The following is a 15,578-nucleotide window of genomic DNA, read 5'->3' as shown; positions in this document are numbered from 1 at the left end:
TGAAGGGGGTGTGAACAAGGCTCAGCCGCCCAGCGAGTCGGCCAGCAGGGACGCCAGTTTCCGCGCCCTGTCCTGCATTTCCTTGCTGTCCGGGACGGCACCGACGGTCGCCGGCTGCTCCGTGTACTCGATCGTCACGATCACGTTGGACGTGCGGAACGCCACAGTCACCGTGCGCTGCTCGGCGGTCGAACCGGAGCTGCTCAGCTCGTCGTCGATGAAGGCCTCGTCGCCGAATTCGCCCAGGAGACGGGGCTGGAGGTCGGAGGACGATGTGGACGGCGACGCGGGGGAGGAGCCGCCGTCGGACGGTGAGCCGGAGCCCGGGGAAGCGGCGTCGGACGGTGCGGAGGAATCGGAAGAGCCGGAGGAATCAGGGGAGTCGGGGGAATCAGGGGAGTCGGGGAAGGGGTCGAGGCCGGCGCGTCCGGGTCGGTGGAGGCGCTGCCGCCCTCCGCGGCGTCGTCGCCGGTGTCCGCGGAACCGGACTCCGTGGCCGTCGGCTCCGGGAGGTCGGCCGCCTCCTGCTTCGCCGCGAAGAGCTGCTGGGCCTGGTTGTCGTCGCTGACGGCGTTGTCGTAGGAGACGACCCGTTCGAGGTCGATCACCAGGCGATCGGTGGCCTGGGACGACTCCACCTTCCAACGGCAGCCCACCTTGCGGTCGGTGTCGTACGTGAGGGCCGCCTCGCCCGCGTACGCCTTCTCGCGCTGCGCCTCGTCGGCCAACTCCCTGATGCCGGGCAGAAGTTCGTCGAGCGTCTTGGCGCCGACCACGCCGCAGGGCTCGGGAAGCGTGGCGTACCTGCCCGGCTGGGCCGCCTGCGAGGCCGTACCGACGCTGCCCGGGTTGGAGTCGTCCGACTGGCTTCCGCCGTCCGGACTGCCGGTGCAGCCGGCCAGCAGGGCCGCGAGGAGCGCGGCGACGCCGGGTACGTATGCCCTCCGCTGCACGGCCGGGCTCCTCTCGATGGTGGGCGCGGGCCGCAGCCCGCCGGGTCTCTCAGTGTCCCCGCTGGTTAATCACTTGCCGCACGGGGGCACCCCCGGCAGACAATGTGTATCGCACGCACTGCCGTGAACGCCGGTCCGAAGTCTCTTTCGTCGACCTGGGCGACGGTTTTTGCTCTTTTACGCTTATGTTGCGGTTCGGGGGAATGGGGAAGACATGCCGTACGTGGAAATGCCGGGTGCGAAGGTGCCGATCCGTATGTGGACGGACCCGGCGACGGTGGAGGAGGGTGCCCTCCAGCAGCTGCGGAACGTGGCGACCCTGCCCTGGATCAAGGGTCTGGCCGTGATGCCGGACGTGCACTACGGGAAGGGCGCGACGGTCGGGTCGGTCATCGCGATGCGGGGTGCGGTGTGTCCGGCGGCGGTGGGCGTCGACATCGGCTGCGGAATGTCGGCGGTGAAGACGTCCCTGACGGCGAACAACCTGCCGGGCGACCTGTCCCGGCTGCGCTCGAAGATCGAGCAGGTGATCCCGGTCGGGCGCGGGATGCACGATTCCCCCGTGGACCCGACCCGTCTGCACGGCTTCGCGACCGGCGGCTGGGACGAGTTCTGGGGGCGCTTCGACGGTGTGGCGGAAGCGGTCAGGTTCCGTCAGGAGCGGGCCGGAAAGCAGATGGGAACGCTGGGCGGAGGCAACCACTTCGTCGAGGTCTGCACGGATACGACCGGTGCGGTCTGGCTGATGCTGCACTCCGGTTCCCGGAACATCGGCAAGGAACTCGCCGAGCACCACATCGGAGTGGCGCAGAAGCTCCCGCACAACCAGGGCCTGGTCGACCGTGACCTCGCCGTCTTCGTCGCGGACACCCCGCAGATGGCGGCGTACCGGAACGACCTGTTCTGGGCGCAGGAGTACGCGAAGCGCAACCGTTCGATCATGATGGCGCTCCTGAAGGACGTGGTCCGCAAGGAGTTCAGGAAGGCGAAGCCGGCCTTCGAGGCGGAGATCAGCGCGCACCACAACTACGTGGCCGAGGAGCGCTACGACGGCATGGACCTGCTCGTCACCCGCAAGGGGGCGATCCGCGCGGGCTCCGGCGAGTTCGGGATCATCCCGGGTTCCATGGGCACGGGTTCGTACATCGTCAAGGGCCTCGGGAACGCCGACTCCTTCAACTCGGCGTCCCACGGCGCCGGCCGCCGGATGAGCCGCAGCGCGGCGAAGCGGCGCTTCTCGACGCAGGACCTGGAGGAGCAGACGCGGGGCGTGGAGTGCCGTAAGGACTTCGGTGTCGTGGACGAGATCCCGGGCGCGTACAAGCCGATCGAGCAGGTCATCGACCAGCAGCGGGACCTGGTGGAGGTCGTGGCGAAGCTGAAGCAGGTCGTCTGCGTGAAGGGCTGACCCGCTGCGTCGGGTGCGGCGCGGCCGTCACGCCTCCCGGTGGATCTTCGTGTTCGACGCCTGGGCCCGCGGGCGGACGACCAGCAGGTCGATGTCGACATGGCTCGGGCGGGTCACCGCCCAGGTGATGGTGTCGGCGACGTCGTCCGCGGTGAGGGGCTCGGCGACGCCCTCGTACACCTTGGCGGCCTTCGCCTCGTCGCCGTCGAAGCGGGTGAGGGCGAACTCGTCCGTCTTCACCATGCCGGGCGCGATCTCGATGACGCGCACGGGCCGGCCGACGATCTCCAGGCGGAGGGTCTCGGCGAGGACGTGTTCGCCGTGCTTGGCGGCGGCGTAGCCCGCGCCGCCCTCGTAGGTGCCGTGGCCGGCCGTCGAGGAGACGATGACGACCGTGCCGTCGCCGCTCGCCTCCAGCCTGGGCAGCAGGGCCTGGGTCAGGTGGAGGGTGCCGATGACGTTCGTCTCGTACATCCGGCGCCAGTCGTCCGGGTCGCCGGTCGCGACCGGGTCGGCACGCAGCGCGCCGCCGGCGTTGTTGACCAGGACGCCGATCGTCCTGAAGGCGGTGGCGAACTCGTCGACGGCCGCGCGGTCGGTGACGTCGAGCGGATACGCGGTCGCCGCGTGGCCGGCCGCGTTGATCTCCTCGGCGAGCGCCTCGATGCGGTCCTTGCGGCGGGCGGTGAGGACGACGCGGTAACCGGCCTCGGCGAGCCCGCGTGCCGTGGCGGCGCCGATGCCGCTGCTCGCGCCGGTGACGACGGCGATACGAGACGCTGCGGACGGTGCGGCGGTGGCCATGGGCTGCTCCTCCATATGTGGGCGATGCCGTGCCGGGCCAGCATATGCGGGCCGTCCGGGCCCGTCCGGGGGCGCGGGCGCGTGGTCAGCCGTTGCGCGGTGCCCACATGATCACGGCCATTCCGGCGAGGCAGATCAGGGCGCCGGTGACGTCCCAGCGGTCCGGGCGGTAGCCGTCCGCGAGCGCGCCCCACAGGAGCGACCCGGCGACGAAGACGCCCCCGTACGCGGCGAGGACGCGGCCGAAGTGCGCGTCGGGCTGGAAGGTGGCGACGAATCCGTACGCGCCGAGGGCGAGGGCGCCGCCGGTCGCCCACATCCAGCCGCGCTGTTCCCGCACGCCCTGCCAGACCAGCCAGGCGCCCCCGATCTCCAGGATCGCGGCGAGGACGAACAGGGCGGCGGAGCGGGCGATCAGCATGCGAGCAGCTTCGCAGACCGGATCCGGAATAAGGGGGAGGGAGGACCGTTGGGCCGGGTATAGTTGAACCGTCAACCAATTTGGAGGGTGAACGGCCATGCAGTTCGGGATCTTCAGCGTCGGCGACGTCACGCCCGACCCCACGACGGGGCGTACCCCCACCGAGCGCGAGCGGATCAAGGCCATGGTCGCCATCGCGCTGAAGGCCGAGGAGGTGGGCCTGGATGTGTTCGCGACCGGCGAGCACCACAACCCGCCGTTCGTCCCGTCCTCGCCGACGACCATGCTCGGCTACATCGCCGCGCGCACGGAGAGGCTGATCCTCTCCACCTCCACCACCCTCATCACCACCAACGACCCGGTGAAGATCGCCGAGGACTTCGCCATGCTCCAGCACCTGGCCGACGGCCGGATGGACGTGATGATGGGGCGGGGCAACACCGGGCCGGTGTACCCCTGGTTCGGCAAGGACATCCGCCAGGGCATCAACCTCGCCATCGAGAACTACGCCCTGCTGCACCGCCTGTGGCGCGAGGACGTCGTCAACTGGGAGGGCAAGTTCCGCACCCCGCTGCAGGGCTTCACCTCCACGCCCCGCCCGCTGGACGACGTACCGCCATTCGTCTGGCACGGGTCGATCCGCTCGCCCGAGATCGCCGAGCAGGCCGCCTACTACGGCGACGGCTTCTTCCACAACAACATCTTCTGGCCGGCTGACCACACCAAGCGGATGGTCGAGCTCTATCGGGCCCGGTACGCGCACTACGGGCACGGCACGGCCGAGCAGGCCATCGTCGGCCTCGGCGGGCAGGTGTTCATGCGGAAGAACTCGCAGGACGCCGTGCGGGAGTTCCGGCCGTACTTCGACGTCGCCCCCGTCTACGGGCACGGGCCCTCGCTGGAGGAGTTCACCCAGCAGACCCCGCTGACCGTGGGCTCCCCGCAGCAGGTCATCGAGAAGACGCTGTCCTTCCGCGACTACGCGGGCGACTACCAGCGCCAGCTGTTCCTCATGGACCACGCCGGGCTGCCCCTGAAGACCGTGCTCGAGCAGCTCGACCTGCTCGGCGAGGAAGTCGTGCCGGTGCTGCGCAAGGAGTTCGCCAAGGACCGCCCGGCCGACGTGCCGGACGCGCCGACGCACTCCTCGCTGCTGGCCGGCCGGGAAGTGAGCAAGGTATGAACATCGTCGTCGTATCGGCCGGGCTGAGCGTGCCGTCGTCCACCCGCCTGCTCGGGGAGCGGCTGGCCGCCGCGGCCACCGGGCAGGCCCCGTCGGACGTGCCGGTGATCGAACTGCGAGACCTCGCGGTCGACATCGCGCACAACTTCACCAGCGGTTTCCCGGCGCCGGCGCTCTCCGCCGCCATGGACGCGGTGACCGGGGCGGACGGGGTGATCGTGGTCACGCCGGTGTTCTCGGCGTCGTACAGCGGGCTGTTCAAGTCGTTCTTCGACGTGCTCGGCGTACGGGACCGGGAGGCCCTGGCCGGCAAGCCGGTGCTGATCGCCGCGACCGGGGGCACGCCCCGGCACTCGCTGGTGCTGGAGCACGCCCTGCGGCCCCTCTTCGCCCACCTGCGCGCGGTCGTCGTCCCCACGGGGGTGTACGCCGCGTCCCAGGACTGGGGCGACAAGGGCCTGGACGCCCGGATCGACCGGGCGGCGGGCGAGCTGGCCGCCCTGGTGGGCGCGCTGCCGGCCGCCGCCCGGCCGGGCACCGGCAACGGAACGGTCGACGGTACGGACGGCACGGGCGGCGACGCGGTCCGTGTCACACGCGGGGGCGCGGTCGACGACAAGTTCGACGCGCGCAACGTGGTGCCGTTCGAGGAGCAGCTGGCCGCGCTGCGGCCGGTCGGCTGAGGGCGCGGACCGCACCCGGGGCAGAGCTCCCACAACCCCCGTCATCCTCACCACTCCCGGCGGTCCTTCAGGGACAGCGGCCGCCGGGTGAGGCGACCGGTTCCGGTCGTTCGCGAGGTCCCGGTCGCGGGCAGGGACGCCCGCGACCGGACCGCGGCGGGGTGAGCAGGGGAAAGAAGGTGCCCGTCCGGCCACTGCTCCGTCCGGCGGATGGCGGTTGCTTGGCACACTGACACCGTGTCCCTTACCGCGCCCCGCACCCACACCGTGCTGCTCGCCGAAGACGACCGCGCCATCCGCAACGCCCTGGAGCGCGCGCTGACCCTGGAGGGCTACCGGGTCACGGCGGTCGCCGACGGCGTCGAGGCGCTGGCGCAGGCCCACCGCAGCCGGCCCGACGTCCTCCTGCTGGACGTGATGATGCCCGGCATCGACGGGCTCCAGGTGTGCCGGGTGCTGCGCGCCGAGGGCGACCGCACCCCCGTGCTGATGCTGACGGCACTGGTGGAGACCGCCGACCGGATCGCCGGACTGGACGCGGGCGCCGACGACTACGTCGTCAAGCCGTTCGACGTCGAGGAGGTCTTCGCCCGGCTGCGGGCCCTGCTCCGCCGGGCAGCGCCCGCACCGGCCTCCGTGCCCGACGGGACGTCGACGGCGCAGGAGCCGGCGGATACCCGGGAAACGAGGGATCCGGGGGAGGCGCAGAACGCCGCTGCGGGGCGATACATCGGCGCGGCCGGGTTGCGCATGGACCCGCAGGCACGCCGGGCCTGGCGTGGACAGCGGGAGCTGGAACTGACCCGCACCGAGTTCGAACTGCTGGAGCTGTTGATCCGCAACGCGGGCATCGTCCTCGACCACTCCACCATCTACGACCGTATCTGGGGCTACGACTTCGGCCCCGGCTCCAAGAACCTCGCCGTCTACGTCGGCTACCTGCGCCGCAAACTCGACGAGCCCGGGGCGCCGCCGCTGATCCACACGGTGCGCGGGGTGGGTTACGTGCTGCGGGAGCTCTGAGTGGCGCCGGGCACCTCGGGTCTGCGGGACACCTCACGCACCTCGGACACCCCACGCGCCTCCCGCGCCCCGGAGCGCGCGTACCGGCCGCCGCCGCGGACCGGGCGATGCCGGCTGCCGCTGCTGTCGCTGGGCACCAAGTTCGCGGTGGCGTTCGCCGCCGTGACGGCCACGATCACCGTCCTGGTCGGCATCCTGTCGTACAGCGCCGCCGCGAGACTCGTACGGGTGGACCAGCAGACCGTGTTCGACGAGGTCGTGGAGGACCTGCGCAGCGAGGTCAGGTCGAACCGGATGTCACCGCTCGACTTCTCCTCCGCCGCCCCCGGCCACGACCTGGTGCGGCCCGCCCGGACGGACGTCCAGGTGCTCGGGCCGGACGGCCGGATCGCCGACCCGGGCGACCCGGGGCTGCCGGTGGTCGACGCCGACCGCGTGGTCGCGGGCGCCGCCACGGCCGGGCGGGTGGTCGAACACGCGGACGTCGACGTCGGCGACGACATCTACCGCGTCGCGACCGTCGCGCTGGGCGACGGCCGGGGCGCGGTGCAGATCGCGCAGGAGTTCAGCGACACCGAGGACCTGCTGCGGGCCCTCCAGCAGCGCACCCTCGTCCTGATGGCGGCGGTGGTGATCGGGCCGGCCTCTTCGGCTGGTGGCTGGCCCGGCGCATCACCCGCCGCCTGGTCGTGCTCACCGACGCCGCCGAGGACGTCGCCCGCACCCGCAGGCTCGGCATCCAGGTGCCCGTCGCCGGCCGGGACGAGGTGGGGCGGCTCGGCCGCGCCTTCGACCGGATGCTGGGCCGGCTCGCCCAGTCGGAGGACGACCAGCGCAGGCTCGTCCAGGACGCGGGGCACGAACTGCGTACTCCGCTCACCTCGTTGCGGACCAACATCTCCCTGCTGCGCCGTATCGACGAACTCCCGCCGGACACCCGTGAGGAACTCGTCGCCGACCTCTCCCAGGAGGCCCGTGAGCTGACCGACCTGGTCAACGAGCTCGTCGAGCTGGCGGCCGGTCAGTCCGACACCGAGCCGCCGCGGCGCGTCGACCTCGCCGACATCGCGGAGGACGTGGCGGGACCGGCCCGGCGCCGCAACGGACGGAAGATCATCGTCCACGCGAGCGGCGACACCACGACCGACGGACGGCCCGGGATGCTCACCCGGGCGGTGTCCAACCTGGTCGAGAACGCCGTCAAGTTCGACCGGGACGGCACGGCGCCCATCGACGTCACCGTCGCGGGGCCCGCGCGACCGGGCACGGTGCGGGTGGAGGTCCGCGACCGGGGGCCCGGTATCGCGGCCGCCGACCTGGTCCGCGTCTTCGACCGCTTCTACCGCGCCGCCGACGCCCGCTCCCTGCCCGGTTCGGGCCTCGGCCTGTCCATCGTCCGCGAGGTGGCCCTGGCCCACGGGGGCGCACCGTACGCGGTACGCCGGGCCGGCGGCGGCACGGTGATCGGCTTCACGGTGGGCGGCATCCCCCTGACGCACCAGGACGAGGAACCGCCCCTCTGACCCGTCCGCGCCCCGCGCCCGCGTCTCGCACCCGTGGTCGAGATCGCCACCCCGTCTCCGCGTACCGGCGGCCGGAGGTGAGCATGTATGCGTGCGGGGGGCGCGCCGCACGCGCTCCCGGGAGGGGAGGAGCGGCAACGTGCTGACCGATGAGGAGGCCGCCGCGCTGGCGGCGATCGACGAGGTGGCCCTGGGGCGGACCCTGGGGGAGCTGATCGCGGTGCCGAGCGTGACCGGGAGCGCCGCCGAGTCCGAACTCCAGCACCAGTTGGCCGGTCGGCTGGAGTGGCTGGGGCTGGAGGTCGACCTGTGGTCCATGGACCTGCCCGCGCTGCGCGCCCACCCCGGTTTCCCGGGCATGGAGGTGCCCCGTGAGGAGGCGTGGGGCCTGGTCGGAACCACCCAGGACGGCGGCGACGGGCCCACCCTGGTTCTCCAGGGCCACGTCGACGTCGTACCGCCCGGCGACCCCGAGGCGTGGGGGGACGGCGACCCGTTCGTGCCGCGCGTGACCGGGGACGTGGTGCACGGGCGCGGCGCCTGCGACATGAAGGCGGGGCTCGCCGCGCACCTCGCCGCGCTCGCCGCGATACGGACGGCCGGGATACGGCTGCGCGGCCGGGTCGCGGCCCACTTCGTCGTCGGCGAGGAGGACGGGGGCATCGGCGCGTTCGGCACTCTGGAGCGCGGACACCGGGGCGACGCCTGCGTCATCGCCGAGCCCACCGGGGGCACCCTGATCACCGCGAACGCGGGTGCGCTGACGTTCCGTATCACCGTGCCCGGCAAGGCGGCGCACGGCAGTGCGCGGGAGCAGGGAGTCAGCGCCGTCGACGCCTACCTGCCCCTGCACCGGGCGCTGGCCGCCCTGGAGACCGAGCGGAACCGGAACCCGTCCCCGCTGCTCGCCGAGTACCCGGTCCCGTACGCCCTGTCGGTGGGCACCGTGCGCGCCGGGGACTGGGCGAGCAGCGTGCCGGACCTGCTGGTCGCCGAGGGCCGGCTCGGCGTACGCCTGGACGAGGACCCGGCCGAGGCGCGGGCCGACCTGGAACGGTGCGTGGCCGAGGCCTGCGCCGCCGACCCGTGGCTGCGCGACCACCCGGCGACGGTGACCTGGCCGGGCGGCCGGTTCGCGAGCGGCCGCCTGCCGGAGGGCCACCCCCTGCCGGACGTCGTCGGCGCCGCGTACACCGACGCGACGGGCGCCCCGCCGCCCCGTCGGCGGGGCGCGACGTACGGCAGCGACCTGCGCCACTACACCGGCGCGGGGATCCCGACGCTGCAGTTCGGACCGGGAGACATCGAGGTGGCGCACAGCGCGCGCGAACACGTCTCCCTGCGGGAGACGGTGGCAGTGGCCAGGACCCTGGTCCTCACGGCGCTGCGCACGGTCGGAACCAAGTGACGTGAACCACCGGGACAGCGCCGAGTGCCGGGCGGGGGAGATTTCCGTACCGGTGTGGGACGCCCGGCCAGGGAAGCTGCCGGCCAGGGACGCCCGGCCAGGGAAGCTGCCGGCCGGATCGCACAGCTTTTTCGCGGCCGACGGTTGCCCGTGACATGGCTGTCGGGCCGGCACCCGGCCCCGGATGGGGGAGGGATGCCGGCCCGACACGGTTCTCGGCGCGTCAGTGGCCGGCCGCGAGTTCGCCGCTGAGCTTGCCGTGCAGGTGGGCGCTGGGGTCGTTCAGTCCGGTGATCTCGACGGTCTTGCCGCGCTGGGCGTACTTGGTCTCGATCGCGTCGAGGGCGGCGACGGAGGAGGCGTCCCAGATGTGGGCCGCACTCAGGTCGATGACGACCTTCTTCGGGTCGCCCGCGTAGTCGAACTGGCCGACGAGATCGTTGGAGGAGGCGAAGAACAGCTCGCCGGTGACCCGGTAGACGACCGTGGTGTCGTCGGGGTCGGTGACGGCGGTGACCTCGGCGAGGTGGGCGACGCGCTTGGCGAAGATCACCATGGCGGTGAGGGAGCCGACGACGACGCCGATGGCGAGGTTGTCGGTGGCCACGACGCAGGCAACGGTGATCACCATGACGGCGATCTCGCCGACGGGCATCCGCTTCAGCGTCCTGGGGGCGATGGAGTGCCAGTCGAAGGTGGCGAACGACACCATGATCATGACGGCGACCAGGGCGGCCATGGGGATGTCGGAGACGACCGGGCCGAAGACGATGCACAGCACCATCAGGAACACGCCCGCCAGGAAGGTCGAGACGCGAGTGCGGGCGCCGGAGACCTTCACGTTGATCATCGTCTGGCCGATCATGGCGCAGCCGCCCATGCCGCCGAAGAAACCGGTGACGATGTTGGCGATGCCCTGACCGATGGACTCGCGGGTCTTGTCGGAGCGGGTGTCGGTGAGGTCGTCGACCAGCTTGGCGGTCATCAGCGACTCCATCAGGCCGACCAGCGCCATGGCGAACGCGTACGGGGCGATCGTCGTCAGGGTGTCGAGGGTGAAGGGCACGTCCGGCAGGCCCGGTACCGGCAGGGAGGACGGCAAGGCACCCTTGTCGCCCACCGTGGGTACCGCGATGGCCGCCCCGACGGTGATCACGGTGAGGATCACGATGGAGACCAGCGGCGCCGGGATCACGGTGGTGACCCTCGGGAAGAACACCATCAGCGCCAGGCCGCCGATGATCAGCGGATACACGGCCCACGGGACGTTCCGCATCTCGGGGACCTGGGCCATGAAGATCAGGATCGCCAGGGCGTTGACGAAGCCGACCATCACCGAGCGAGGGATGAACCGCATCAGCTTCGCCACCCCGAGGGCGCCCAGGACGACCTGGAAGACGCCGGCGAGGAGGACGGCCGCGATCAGGTGGCCCAGGCCGTGCTCGCGGTTGAGCGGCGCGATGACGAGGGCGACGGCGCCGGTCGCGGCGGAGATCATCGCGCGACGGCCGCCGACGATCGCGATGGTCACAGCCATGGTGAAGGAGGTGAACAGACCGATCGCCGGATCGACCCCGGCGATGATCGAGAACGAGATCGCCTCGGGAATCAGCGCCAGGGCGACGACCAGGCCGGCCAGGACCTCGGTGCGCCAGACTTTCGGGTCGGTCAGCCAGTCGGGCTTCAGGCCGCGCAGCCGCGCGGCCGGGGACACAGCGGTGGAAGACAAGGGTGAAGGAACCTGTCGTGCTCGGGCACACCCCATTCGGCAGGCCGGGGTGTGCGGGAGGACGCGGAGGAGCCGGGCCGGCACCCCGCGGGCGGCCCCCGTGAGCGCGGAGCCGGAAGACTGGGACGGGACGGAGCAGGGGAACGGTCGACGGCGAGGGCCGGGCTCACATCCGGGGACGAAGCGTCACGGCGGGCAGGCGGAGGCACCGGGCGGCATGGGCTCGCGCACGCTTCTCTCCTGCAAGAATCGGAACTTCGCCGGGGGCGGCATCGGCCCCGACACGGCAATGGCGGGGCAGGGGCAGCCGTCCTCACCACCGGAAACTCTACCCTAACGTTAGGGTAGAGATCGGCGAGGAGTACGGCACGCGGCCCGCCACCGGGAGAAAGGCTGGAAGGACGGGCGTGGACGGTAAGCACATGCAGATCGGCGAGGTCGCCGCGCGCACCGAGCTGTCCTTGCGCACCATCCGGCACTACGAGGACGCCGGTCTCGTCGTCCCCTCCGCCCGCTCCCAGGGGGGCTTCCGTCTCTACACCGAGACCGACGTCGCCCGCCTCATGGTCATCCGGCGGATGAAGCCACTCGGCTTCACCCTGGACCAGATGCGCGACCTGCTGGACGCCACCGACCGCCTCGACGCGGGCGACGAGCTCGCCCCGGAGGAGCGCGAGACGCTCCTGGAGCGCGTGCGCGGGTACGAGCGGGCGGCGGCGGAGCAGGTGGAGAAGCTGCGCGTCCAGCTCTCCCGCGCCGAGGAGTTCGCCGTCACGCTGCGCGCACGGCTGCCCGAGAGTGAGCCGACCCGACCCTGACCGCGCGGGTGTCGGGAGGCCTGCTCCTCACAGGAGTCGGGCGAGGGCGGGGCTGCGGCGTTCGGCGAGGACGATGTCGCGCCAGTGGCCGTGGTGGCGGCCGAGGTACTCGCGGGTGCCGGTGACGCGGAAGCCGGCCCGCTGGTGGCGGGCGAGGCCGCTGGTGTGCTCGGGGAGGACGCCGGACCGGACCGGACGGTCCGGATCCCGGCTGCCCCGGTGGAGTCGGTCAGCGCCTTCAGCGGGGCGGAGGCCCCGCAGCGGCAGGAGCGATGGTCAGCAGCTTGCCCATCGCGGCCAGCACCGACGGTTCGACCCGGTAGTACACCCAGGTGCCGCGCCGCTCCGAGGTGAGCAGGCCGGCTTCCTTGAGTTTCTTCAGGTGGTGGGAGACGGTCGGCTGCGAGACGCCGACGTCGGAGATGTCGCACACGCACGCCTCGCCGTCCTCGTGCGAGGCGACCGCGGAGAAGAGCCGCAGGCGTACCGGGTCGCCCAGGGCCTTGAACATCCGCGCGGCCGTCTCGGCCTCCTCCGCGGTGAACGGGCGCTCGGTGAGCGGCGGGCAGCACGGCACTACGGCGTCGGACGCCTCGGAACCGAGCAGCGGCAGCACCTTCGTGTTCGACATACACCTATGTTGACACATGTCGAACCAAGTGGCCGAGGGGTGAGCGGCTCAGCCGTGGGCGAGGCGGGTCGGCCTTGCGACGTCGTCGTGCGGACGGGCAGCGGCCGTCCGTCCCCGGGCGGACGCTGCCCGGGTCGTGCCCTCCGCACCGTTGGCGGGGATGACGCCGCGACCGGCCGGGCGCTCTGTGGTTTGTGGTCCGCCCGGCCGGTCGCGCCGCGGTCCCCTCGGTGCGGGGTGGTCAGCGCAGCTGGTCGAGTGCCTTCTGGAAGGCGGCGGCGTGCCGGGCCCCGTCCGCGGCGGTGCCGCGGAAGAAGCGGGCGGCGGCGGTGTCACCGACGGAGGTGGCCTGCTCGGCGAACCCCGGGTACACGGTGGTCGCCTCGTTGCGCTTTCCGGTGATGGCCTTGTCCAGGTTGTCCCTGGTGCTGCGCACCAGACCGGCCCGCACCGCTTCCTCGGCGAAGTGCTCCTGCAGTTCGACCTCGGCCGTGCCCTCCCACAGGCGGGCCAGCGCGGGATTGCCGGTCTCCTTGGCATGGGCGGCGAAGAGCAGGTACTTGGTGTACGCGAGCGCCTCGCCGTGCATGGCGGTGTCCAGGTTGGTCTTGGTGCGGGCGGCCTTCACCTTCGGCAGCCCGGCGGGCACCGCCACCACGTCGGCCTTCGGCGGTGCCGGGACGGTGCCGCGGCCGGTGGTCACGGCCGTCAGCGCGGTACGGAAGGCGTCGCGGTGACGGCCCTCGTCCGCGGCGATCTCGCTGAAGAGCTCCGCGGCCTCGAGGTCCCCGTCCTGCCGGGCCTGGTCGGCGAAGCCGCGGTACACGACCTGGTGCTCGTAGGTCTCGCCGTTGATCGCCTCGTGCAGGTTGGCCGCGTTCGTGCCGACCGCGTTGACGAGGGTGACCGCCTCATGCAGGTGCTCGTTCAGCTCGGTCTGTGCCGTGGTGCGAAAGAGCCTGCCGATGTCCGGATGGCCCGCGCGCTCGGCCTCGGCGGCGAAGAGACCGTAGGCGGCGTGGGCGTACACCCCGCCCTTCATGGCGGTGGCCAGATCGGCGAGAGTCTGCGCCTGGAGAGCCCGGGCGGCGGTGTACGGGGTCGGGGCGCTCCACCGGCCGGGGCGGCCAGGGCCAGGGCCTGGCACTGCCTGTGAGGCTGCGGTCAGTGCGCACAGACCCATTACGAGCGTGCGTATCGAGTGGCGGAACACGAAGTCCTCCTTCGGGGGCTTCTCGGATGGCGGCCCCCTGCCTCATACGACCCGCACTCGTACTGCGCTGCTCCCTTGGGATAACCCCTTCGGGTGGCTTACGGAACGTGACCGGGATTCGGCGCGGCACGCCTCGCGGGCGTGGTATGCCGACGCCCGAAAGGCCCCCGGAACGGGCGCTCCTCCACCGGGCCTCTGCCGTGGTGCTGCCGCCGAGGCCCTCCGAAGCGGCCATTCGGGTGGTGAGCCGGGCAGTCCGGCGGTCCAGGCAGGAACCAGGCCGAAACGGGCGCCACCAAGTACCGCCGCACCGGCCCTGGCCCTCCACCGGCACCCTGCGTGAGCTCCGTCCGGGGCCCCGAGCGAGGCCCGCAGAGCACCATGACGTGGCCGGCCCGCGTCGAAGGCGACCGGGTTCTTCTGCCACGCGCCGGGTGACGTACGGAGTCAGGACGGCGCGAGGCGGCTGCGGGGATCCACGGCGACCGGCGTGACGGTGGTTGCGGCACTGGCAGCCGCTTGCTGCTCAGCCGTTGCGGTCGTCGTGCCCACAGGCCGCCGCCCCGGTACCCGGGAACACGTCCCTGCGTCCGAGCCTGTTCCTGGGCCTGCCGCGCAGACCGCTGTGGCCGACCGGGGCCGCCATGTCCGTCTTCTCCTACGTCATCCATGACAGCGCTCCGGCGTTCGGTTCGCTCGCGCTCGTGCTGCCGCCGGCGGCGATGGACCTCGTCTCCGCCCCGCCCGGGGTCGCCTGGCGCCGCAAGAAGCGGCTCACCCGCAGGACGGTCCAGCCCGCCGGTGTCCACCGCGGCACGGCTGCCCGACGGCTCCTCCCGGCACATGACGGGGGCGGGACCCGAAAGCCCCGCCCGAAAGCCCGCGAAACCCCGGATCAGGGCCACACAAGGCAGTAAGCCTGATGCCCCGCCTCGTGCAGCCGGTGGCTGAAGTCCTGCCACTCGTGCAGCAGTCGGTAGACGTTGAAGGCGTCGCGGGGGCCGCCGCGGTCGGGGACCGTGGACCAGATGAAGGCTGCCGCGCCCACCGACTCCTCGCCTATGCCGCGGAGTGGGTCGACGACCGTCATGGGGAGTTTCACGACCGCGTAGTCGGGGTGCAGGACGACCAGTTCCAGCGGCGGCACCTTGTGCAGGGGGACGCCTTCGATGCCGGTGAGGACCATGGCGGCCATCGTCTCCGGCTTGATCTTGGTGAACATGCCGTTCATGCCGAGTTCGTCGCCGCCGAGTTCCTCGGGGCGCATCGAAATCGGGACGCGAGCGGCAGTGGCGCCGTCCGGCGCGCCGAAATACTTGTAGGTCACCCCCACTCGACCACCATTCCTGCTCCCCGTACGCGACGGGTCGATCGACTCGGCCTCGCCCGGAACACCGTGTGCCCGACGGGCCTCGTCCACCTCTTCCGCCTCGCGCCGGTGCCTTCCCCGCCGGGAACGTCGAGGACCGAGGCCGTCAGTCCCCTCGCCCAGTCCGCCACCGCGATGCATATCTCCACCCGACTGCTTTTCTAGGCCGCATGGCGCCGCCGCGCAACCCGATCATCGTGTCAGTGACCTCCCCCACGGCCGCCCGCCGAAACGTGCGGTGTTGCATCTGCCCGCGGGACCCTCCCAGCTTCCGGCCGCCCCGGGCCGGGTGAGCTGTTTCTACTCAGACGCCAGTTTCGCAGATCACGGGCGATCCGGAACCGGATGTCCCCGCAGGTGGCCGGATACCCGAGCCTGTGGCCGGTCGTGTGGGACGACCGTACGGAACAGG

The 15,578-nt window shown here is 71.9% G+C and carries 15 protein-coding genes and 2 pseudogenes; 8 read left to right on the top strand and 9 right to left on the bottom strand.

All coding sequences use genetic code 11. The features are described 5' to 3' along the window. Positions 1-21: 21 nt before the first annotated feature. Together WJ438_RS17855 and WJ438_RS17850 are read right to left on the bottom strand one after the other, a co-directional pair. Positions 22-171: a hypothetical protein gene (locus WJ438_RS17855; protein WP_406726140.1), complete on the bottom strand. Its 150-nt coding sequence runs from the start codon at positions 169-171 to the stop codon at positions 22-24. A 32-nt stretch (positions 172-203) separates the two neighbouring features. Next, positions 204-953, bottom strand: a complete 750-nt coding sequence (locus tag WJ438_RS17850) for a DUF3558 domain-containing protein (RefSeq protein WP_406726139.1) — start codon at positions 951-953, stop codon at positions 204-206. A 214-nt stretch (positions 954-1,167) separates the two neighbouring features. On the opposite strand from WJ438_RS17850, the gene WJ438_RS17845 reads away from it, so the two are divergent. Beyond that, on the top strand, positions 1,168-2,361 hold the full coding sequence (locus WJ438_RS17845; RefSeq protein ID WP_406726138.1) for an RtcB family protein: 1,194 nt from the start codon (positions 1,168-1,170) through the stop codon (positions 2,359-2,361). 27 nt (positions 2,362-2,388) lie between these two features. Here WJ438_RS17845 and WJ438_RS17840 read toward each other — a convergent pair whose 3' ends face one another. Beyond that, the gene (locus WJ438_RS17840) at positions 2,389-3,165 is read right to left on the bottom strand and encodes an SDR family NAD(P)-dependent oxidoreductase (protein ID WP_406726137.1); all 777 of its coding nucleotides are present in this window, start codon (positions 3,163-3,165) and stop codon (positions 2,389-2,391) included. Positions 3,166-3,250: 85 nt separating this feature from the next. Then, entirely contained in the window at positions 3,251-3,586 is a 336-nt protein-coding gene (locus WJ438_RS17835) for a YnfA family protein (RefSeq protein ID WP_406726136.1), read from the bottom strand. Positions 3,587-3,683: 97 nt separating this feature from the next. On the opposite strand from WJ438_RS17835, the gene WJ438_RS17830 reads away from it, so the two are divergent. The 5 genes and pseudogenes from WJ438_RS17830 (at position 3,684) to WJ438_RS17810 (ending at position 9,406) form a co-directional block, all read left to right on the top strand. After that, a complete protein-coding gene (locus tag WJ438_RS17830; RefSeq protein WP_406726135.1) occupies positions 3,684-4,769 on the top strand; it encodes an LLM class flavin-dependent oxidoreductase in 1,086 nt (361 codons plus the stop codon). Next, positions 4,766-5,452 (top strand): FMN reductase, encoded by a 687-nt coding sequence (locus tag WJ438_RS17825; protein WP_406726134.1) that lies wholly within the window; start codon positions 4,766-4,768, stop codon positions 5,450-5,452. Before WJ438_RS17830 ends, WJ438_RS17825 begins: the two co-directional genes overlap by 4 nt. 210 nt (positions 5,453-5,662) lie before the next feature. After that, positions 5,663-6,475 (top strand): response regulator transcription factor, encoded by an 813-nt coding sequence (locus WJ438_RS17820; protein WP_406726133.1) that lies wholly within the window; start codon positions 5,663-5,665, stop codon positions 6,473-6,475. 114 nt (positions 6,476-6,589) lie between these two features. Continuing rightward, positions 6,590-7,998 (top strand): annotated as a pseudogene (locus tag WJ438_RS17815) (ATP-binding protein). 139 nt (positions 7,999-8,137) lie between these two features. Continuing rightward, on the top strand, positions 8,138-9,406 hold the full coding sequence (locus WJ438_RS17810; RefSeq protein ID WP_406726132.1) for an ArgE/DapE family deacylase: 1,269 nt from the start codon (positions 8,138-8,140) through the stop codon (positions 9,404-9,406). 223 nt (positions 9,407-9,629) lie between these two features. Here the strand turns inward: WJ438_RS17810 and WJ438_RS17805 are convergent, their stop codons facing one another. After that, on the bottom strand, positions 9,630-11,171 hold the full coding sequence (locus WJ438_RS17805) for a SulP family inorganic anion transporter (protein ID WP_406726131.1): 1,542 nt from the start codon (positions 11,169-11,171) through the stop codon (positions 9,630-9,632). 371 nt (positions 11,172-11,542) lie between these two features. On the opposite strand from WJ438_RS17805, the gene WJ438_RS17800 reads away from it, so the two are divergent. Next, positions 11,543-11,953, top strand: a complete 411-nt coding sequence (locus WJ438_RS17800) for a MerR family transcriptional regulator (protein ID WP_406726130.1) — start codon at positions 11,543-11,545, stop codon at positions 11,951-11,953. Between the two features lie 27 nt (positions 11,954-11,980). On the opposite strand, the pseudogene WJ438_RS17795 reads toward WJ438_RS17800, so the two are convergent. The 3 genes and pseudogenes from WJ438_RS17795 to WJ438_RS17785 all read right to left on the bottom strand — a co-directional run. Beyond that, positions 11,981-12,207: pseudogene (locus WJ438_RS17795) on the bottom strand (N-acetyltransferase family protein); the annotation flags it as partial. Continuing rightward, positions 12,192-12,584, bottom strand: a complete 393-nt coding sequence (locus WJ438_RS17790) for an ArsR/SmtB family transcription factor (protein WP_406726129.1) — start codon at positions 12,582-12,584, stop codon at positions 12,192-12,194. The pseudogene WJ438_RS17795 and the gene WJ438_RS17790, both read right to left, overlap by 16 nt. Before the next feature lie 241 nt (positions 12,585-12,825). After that, positions 12,826-13,731, bottom strand: a complete 906-nt coding sequence (locus WJ438_RS17785; RefSeq protein ID WP_406726128.1) for a ferritin family protein — start codon at positions 13,729-13,731, stop codon at positions 12,826-12,828. A 710-nt stretch (positions 13,732-14,441) separates the two neighbouring features. On the opposite strand from WJ438_RS17785, the gene WJ438_RS17780 reads away from it, so the two are divergent. Next, complete coding sequence (locus tag WJ438_RS17780) at positions 14,442-14,714, top strand: hypothetical protein (protein ID WP_406726127.1); 273 nt, start codon at positions 14,442-14,444, stop codon at positions 14,712-14,714. On the opposite strand, the gene WJ438_RS17775 is transcribed toward WJ438_RS17780, so the two are convergent. Next, positions 14,693-15,130 (bottom strand): hypothetical protein, encoded by a 438-nt coding sequence (locus WJ438_RS17775; protein WP_406729722.1) that lies wholly within the window; start codon positions 15,128-15,130, stop codon positions 14,693-14,695. The two genes, WJ438_RS17780 and WJ438_RS17775, sit on opposite strands and share 22 nt — an antisense overlap. Positions 15,131-15,578 lie beyond the last annotated feature (448 nt).

Source organism: Streptomyces sp. GD-15H (assembly GCF_045291515.1).
Lineage (GTDB): Bacteria > Actinomycetota > Actinomycetes > Streptomycetales > Streptomycetaceae > Streptomyces.
This window is presented reverse-complemented; position numbering and strand designations above follow the sequence as displayed.